This is a genomic window from Psychrobacter sp. 1044 (genome assembly GCF_904846525.1).
Classification (GTDB): Bacteria; Pseudomonadota; Gammaproteobacteria; order Pseudomonadales; family Moraxellaceae; genus Psychrobacter.
The window spans coordinates 1-1,460 of the sequence record NZ_CAJHAZ010000047.1 but is presented as its reverse complement, the minus strand read 5'-3'; the positions used below and the strand labels follow the sequence as shown (position 1 = coordinate 1,460).

Genomic DNA, 1,460 nt, shown 5'->3' with positions numbered 1-1,460 from the left:
TACCATAGGTAGGTTTACGGTAGAACTAGAAGTTAGGGTCGTTACAGGTGGCCTTATTCAGTAACTTACCAACGTACTCTCTATATTAGTAATACTAATATAACATATCTATAAAGGTTGACAGTGTGGAGTAAGATAAAATCGTTTTTTTACTGTTTGAGTGTTTAAAATATGAAAAACTTAACTGCTGCTATTCTAATTGCGCTTCCTGTTCTAATGGTAAGTCCTACAGTAATGGCCGCATCTTCAGATGCAGTGGCTAAAACTGTTGATGTTCAATTTAAAAAAGGCGCTAGTTCAGCTAACTATTATGGGAAATTAAAGGGTATTAAGTACGATTCCTATACATTTTATGCCAAAAAGAACCAAAAGCTTTCTGTTAAAACAACGGGAGGGAATGTAGATTCTTATTTATTTAATAAGAATTTATCAGATTCTGTCAATGTAGGAGAATATTCCTCTGAACTAGATAACCAAGGTTATTACAAGCTTCCATATTCAGGTAAATATGAATTGCGTATTCTTCAGCCACGTTCTCAAGCTTCTAAAGGAAAAACACCTCCATATTGGCTAGAATTATCTATTCTATAGGTATATAAGCTTAATAATGGAGAGCATCCTATATTCTGTGTAACAGCTATGTGGCTTTCATCAATAATTACACAAAATGTAGGATGCTCTCAGCTTTTCATGCTACCAGCCATCTGCTTTTTATAGGTATAGAAAAACGAATTTTTTATACCTATCGCTCAACCAATTTTTCCTCAATCATTTCAGTCAACAACTCAGTCACCGTTTTTCGGCTTTCAAGCGCGTACCGCTTGAGCGCAATGTGTTTATCTTCATCTAAATTAAAATTCACGCGTACCGTCTTTTTGGGACTGTCCGTCACATCCGATAAAGCCAATTGATCCTTAACGTTCTTACTAGGACGACCTGCTGATAAACTCATGACTTACTCCTCACCAAAAAATGTTTGAATCTCACTGACCAATGCGGTTATCTCTTGTATCGCATTGCTACTAGGCGATTCGGTATCAAATACTGTCTTACCAAGGGCAGCACTATTAGGATAAGCAACTCGCTGCATCACTCTGGTCTCTAATACCGGAATATTATAATCAAGCAGCGCGGTTGCAACCTCTTTACCAATATTGGTATTTTGAATGGCGCGTGAGACGACAAAGGCTGCCTTTAGTTGGCCATCCATCATCTCAATACGCTGCTGCACTAAATCAACCAAATCACTGGTCGCCCAGATATCATAGGGGCTCGGCTGCACCGGAATCAATATAAAATCAGCCGCTTTTATAGCAGAAATAGCCAGACTAGTAGCTTGCGGCGATCCATCGATCACCACATAATCTTTATCAGAGACGCTTTTTAAATCTTTATCAAGTGTTGGTCTGTCGAGCCCGATCACTGGTACCGGATTGTCTTCATCAACCGCTCTCCAGTCA

At 38.8% G+C, this 1,460-nt stretch carries 3 protein-coding genes; 1 reads left to right on the top strand and 2 read right to left on the bottom strand.

Annotation, left to right across the window (positions count from 1 at the left end; translation table 11 throughout):
• Nucleotides 1–171: 171 nt before the first annotated feature.
• Nucleotides 172–591, top strand: a complete 420-nt coding sequence (locus JMX82_RS14090) for a PPC domain-containing protein (protein WP_045455780.1) — start codon at nt 172–174, stop codon at nt 589–591.
• A gap of 151 nt (nt 592–742) precedes the next feature.
• Here JMX82_RS14090 and JMX82_RS14085 read toward each other — a convergent pair whose 3' ends face one another.
• Entirely contained in the window at nt 743–952 is a 210-nt protein-coding gene (locus JMX82_RS14085) for a plasmid partition protein ParG (protein ID WP_025652656.1), read from the bottom strand.
• A 3-nt stretch (nt 953–955) separates the two neighbouring features.
• A partial coding sequence (gene parA / locus JMX82_RS14080) for a ParA family partition ATPase (RefSeq protein WP_201540995.1) occupies nt 956–1,460 on the bottom strand: 505 nt, incomplete at its 5' end.

Bases quoted from the DNA above. Each gene is read 5' to 3' on its own strand.
- JMX82_RS14090 (WP_045455780.1), top strand. From the start codon at position 172: ATGAAAAACTTAACTGCTGCTATTCTAATTGCGCTTCCTGTTCTAATG.
- JMX82_RS14085 (WP_025652656.1), bottom strand. From the start codon at position 952: ATGAGTTTATCAGCAGGTCGTCCTAGTAAGAACGTTAAGGATCAATTG.